Origin of the sequence: Xanthomonas sp. NCPPB 1067, from assembly GCF_020783795.1 — a bacterium.
Taxonomy (GTDB): Bacteria; Pseudomonadota; Gammaproteobacteria; order Xanthomonadales; family Xanthomonadaceae; genus Xanthomonas; species Xanthomonas melonis.
The window spans coordinates 1-4354 of record NZ_JAJGQG010000055.1; the positions used below are offsets into that span (position 1 = coordinate 1).

Below are 4354 nucleotides of genomic sequence, written 5' to 3' on the forward strand. Positions count from 1 at the left end.
AGCACCATCTTCACCGACCGCTCCCGGACCTCGGGGGAAAACTTGCTTGCTCTGCTCATGGCTCCATCTTCTCAAGTTATGGAGCCTCCGGGGTTCCCGGGGCCGTTCAAAGCTTCTAACACTTGCCGCCTGCTGTTCTGCAGGCAGAGATCGATGCAACCTTCGTTGATACCCGCGCTACACAGTAGGCAGAGGGTCAAGCACCTGACTTTGCTTGTCTTCCATTGGCAAAACGGATGTACGAAATTAGCTACAACTCAAGAGGCGGAGCCGGTCCCTCTCAAGCATGGACGGTACGAGACGAGTCACTGCCAGCAATTTTCGAGTGAAAGCCACCACTCGTCTACTTTATGGACGTAACGTAAGCAAGCCTGAATCGCAGGCAAAATCGCCCCTAGCAGGGGAAGGCGAAACCCATGGAAGTTAAAGCAAATACGTTGAAGGTTATGTGTATCCTCGCCTGCGCTTTGATGGCAGGCCAAGTCTCGGCTCAAACTGGCGGATGCTGTGCAGGTGGTGTAGGTGCCCAAGCAACAATGGGGCTGGGGGGACGTAGCCCAGCAGCTGCCAACCTCACCCTAGATCCCGCTTGGTCGATCTACGAATTCCAACGTGACGGCGTGACATATCTGCAAATCAACGACGTCGCCGGGGAAGTTAGGGCAGTGGTCGCACGCGTTGATAATGCGCTCTGGGTACTGCCAATGGGCAAGGACGCCGATCGCGTCATAGTACCTGCAGCCAACACGATTTGGGCAAGTTCGTCGACGACGTCTCCAGCTGAGCTAGGACCTAGCGCAAAAATGGTATACCAGACCGCACACTTTACCGTGCGTGTCGAGCGGCAAGCCAACGTGGAACGCTGGAAGATTTCCCCGACGCGGTAACAACGGCTGTCTCGGACACGAGGAAAGTAAGTACTAACGCATGGCGGCGACGAAACAAGCCGCCATGCGACTTAAGCCGGGCCCGAAATTCATGTTCATCTTCAGGGGATTCACGCCGCACGGAATCCACCAAAGAAGTATCGGCAAAAACTCTCATGACGACCCCCTGCCCCCCTCGACCGCGCCAGACACGCGCGTGGATAAAATGCTTGCTGGACGCAGGCAGAAGTTCCAACGCGTTGAGTGTGCAACGATAAGCTGCAAGCTGCAGCCCAAGGGAGAGCTGCTGACAATCCCCTTGCATTAGACAGTCGAGCTTGGTGGAATTCAATCTCTCAAACGCAGCCGAACGCAGCGTTCGAAACAGGCCATGCGTTTCAATCTCCAATGGATATAACGCCGCAACATATTCATGCAGAAGCTGCGACTCCAGAACTGCCACGCGCGTTATCTCCATTGCTGCAGCATGGTGACCACGCTCACGAAGATCTGCTATAACCGATTTCCGCATCCTATTCATCTGGACGTTGATATCAGAGTATTCCACGACCCGATCCCGCAATGTCCGCTCAGCCGCGAGATAACTAGCTTGAATGGCCTTTTGAGCATCCGCCTTAATTCGCCCGATAGCGTCAAATCGGTTAAACGGCCTTACGAACCGCACACCAAAAACGAATAACAAAGTACTAACGAAGACATGAAAGATTTGAACCTCAAAAAGGCCAGAATTGTAATAACCAATCTCATATGTCTTTGGCAAAGTTATTGCTAACGCGAAATTCGCAAGCAGCGTCCCGAGAGCGGTCCCCGTCCACCCGTGACGACGCGTCAAGATAATTGCCGGGCCTATCAGGGCAGCCATCAGCATCTTCCGAAGTAACGGCTCCTGCGTATAGCCTAGTATATAAAAGAGGACAAGAATGACGACAACCGACAGTCCAAGATCTCGAGGCAGGTCTATGCGCGCCGGCTCTCGTTTTCGGGGCGACCACAACATGGCCGGAAGTAAGAAAATCAATATCCCCTGATAACTTCCCAACCAGTAGCGAACAAGGAATTCCAAGACCTTGTCCGTGCTCGGCCCGCCAAGGCTGGCATTGAGGACAATGCTCCACAGCGAATTAAAAAACCCAATGACAATCGCGAATGGAATTAAGAAAGGAGTCTGCTGAAAAAGCTTGCGCGCATAATGGCGTGCCAACCAGATGACGAACGCAATCATGGGGGCATGAACAAGTGGACTTATGTACGCCCAGGTCACGTCGTATCCCTGGTGCTGCGAGAGCGGAACACGCAGCCAAAGCATTGCTGCCGCATCACCTGCCAACAGGAAAGGCCACTCGCGATAGGGTCTGAATAAGAGGGTGACAACACGCAGGCCAACCGGCAGATACCACTGGTCGATTGAGCAATACCAAAGCGACAAAAACGCCAAGCAGTAGCACACGCTGATCAGCATGCCCCTGAGGACTTCTTTGGCTACCGCCATACCACCACTCCTTGGTTCCACGATGCTTCCTAGTCTGGAGGGAACTGCTTGGTGGAGTATAGCGATGGCGCACACATTGCGATAAAGGCTTGCACGTCCCGACCTACAGCGTGTGCGTTTAACGACACGTATTGCACTTTGCTGGTGCATCTGCCCCATGCATGGGTGAACCATGGGTTCGAGGGTAACACCAAGTAACGCATCTCATCGAGGATCCGCAAGCGCTTGACGCGATCAGGCGAATCGGACCTGGCCGCGTGGCTCGCATTGCCGGTGCCGCTTATGCCTGCGTGCATAAGACTTGGACATGAGGAGGCATTCCAAAAAGAAAGCCGCGCATTGCGCGGCCTTCTTCGTTTTCCATGCTGATATCGGCATAACCGACAGGATCAGCCCTCCATCTGCTCCAGTTCCTTGCCCTTGGTCTCGTAGACGTACTTGAGTACGAAGAACACCGAGATGAAGGCGGCGACGGTGTAGATGCCGTAGGCACCGGCCAGGCCGATGCTGCCGAGCAGGATCGGGAAGCTGACGGTGATGGCGAAGTTGGAGGTCCACTGCGCGGCGCCGGCGATGGCCAGGCCCGAGCCGCGGATCTGGTTGGGGAACATCTCACCCAGCATCACCCACATCACCGGGCCCCAGGAGGCATTGAAGAACACCACATAGACGTTGGCGGCCACCAGCGCCAGCATGCCCATGGAGTCGGACATGGCGAGCTTGCCGTTGGGATCCAGCGAGGCCGTGGCGAACGCATAGGTGACCAGGGCGAGCGAGACGGCCATGCCAGCCGAGCCGATCCACAGCAGCGGTTTGCGGCCGATCTTGTCCACCAGCATCACCGTGACCAGACAGGCGCCGATGCTCAGGCCGCCGGAGAGCACGTTGATCAGCAGCGCATCCTGTTCGGAGAAGCCCACCGCCTGCCACAGCACCGCGCCGTAGTAGAACACCACGTTGATGCCCACCAGCTGCTGGAACACGGCCAGGCCGATGCCGATCCAGACGATGGGGCGGATCTTGCCGGTGGCCTTGTTGATCAGGTCCGAGAACTTCGGCTTGTGCTGATCGGCGGCCATCGAGGCCGCAATCTCGCTCAGCTTGGTCTGCGCGGCGGCATTGCCGTACAGGCGCTTGAGCACCACCAGTGCCTGCTCGCGGCGCCCTTTGACCACCAGATAGCGCGGGCTTTCCGGAATGACCAGCAGCAACACCAGGAACAGGATCGAGGGAACCGCCTGCATCCAGAACATCCAGCGCCAGGCGGCCTGCCCGGCCCACAGCGGCTCGGTGGACGCGCCGGCGGCGTTGGCCAGCAGGTAATTGCTGAGAAATGCGCAGAACAGCCCGCTGATGATGGCGATCTGCTGCATCGTGGCCAGCCGGCCGCGATAGCGCGCGGAGGCGACCTCGGCGATGTAGGCCGGCGAGATGACACTCGCCGCGCCCACCGCAAAGCCGCCCATCACGCGGGCGAAGATGAAGAAGCCGGAGCTGTGCGAGGCACCGGCCCCGATGGCCGACAGCAGGAACAGCGCGGCGGAAATGATCAGGACCGCACGGCGACCCCAGCGGTCGGCCAGGCGTCCGGCGAAGAATGCGCCGATGGCGCAGCCCAGCAGCATCGAAGCGACCTCGAAGCCGGTCTCGGCAGCGGTGGACTGGAAGGTCTGTTTCAGGCCATCGACGGTGCCATTGATCACGCCGCTGTCGAAGCCGAACAGGAAGCCGCCGATCGTGGCCACACAGCTGATCAGTATGATGAAACGGGTGTTCTCGCCGGCATCGGGGGCGCCGTCAATGGAAACACTGGACATGGGTTCACCTGGGAACATGCAAGGGAGCGGCCACGGGGGTGGGCGCCATCGGCCGGCGACGCAGGACGCCGCCGGCCACGGGACATCAACGCGTCAGATACTGATTGATCAGGTTCTCGTAGGCTTCCTGACGGCCGCTGATCTGCGTGGGCGCATTGCCG

General features: G+C 58.0%; 2 protein-coding genes. Both read right to left on the bottom strand.

The window, feature by feature from the left end; all coding sequences use genetic code 11:
- Nucleotides 1-825: 825 nt before the first annotated feature.
- Nucleotides 826-2376: an MASE1 domain-containing protein gene (locus LL962_RS20615; protein ID WP_228318255.1), complete on the bottom strand. Its 1551-nt coding sequence runs from the start codon at nt 2374-2376 to the stop codon at nt 826-828.
- A gap of 389 nt (nt 2377-2765) precedes the next feature.
- Entirely contained in the window at nt 2766-4193 is a 1428-nt protein-coding gene (locus tag LL962_RS20620; RefSeq protein ID WP_228318256.1) for a sugar porter family MFS transporter, read from the bottom strand.
- Nucleotides 4194-4354: the final 161 nt, after the last annotated feature.

What these genes read in the sequence shown, in the direction of transcription:
- LL962_RS20615 (WP_228318255.1), bottom strand. Translation starts at nt 2,376, where the DNA reads ATGGCGGTAGCCAAAGAAGTCCTCAGGGGCATGCTGATCAGCGTGTGC.
- LL962_RS20620 (WP_228318256.1), bottom strand. Translation starts at nt 4,193, where the DNA reads ATGTCCAGTGTTTCCATTGACGGCGCCCCCGATGCCGGCGAGAACACC.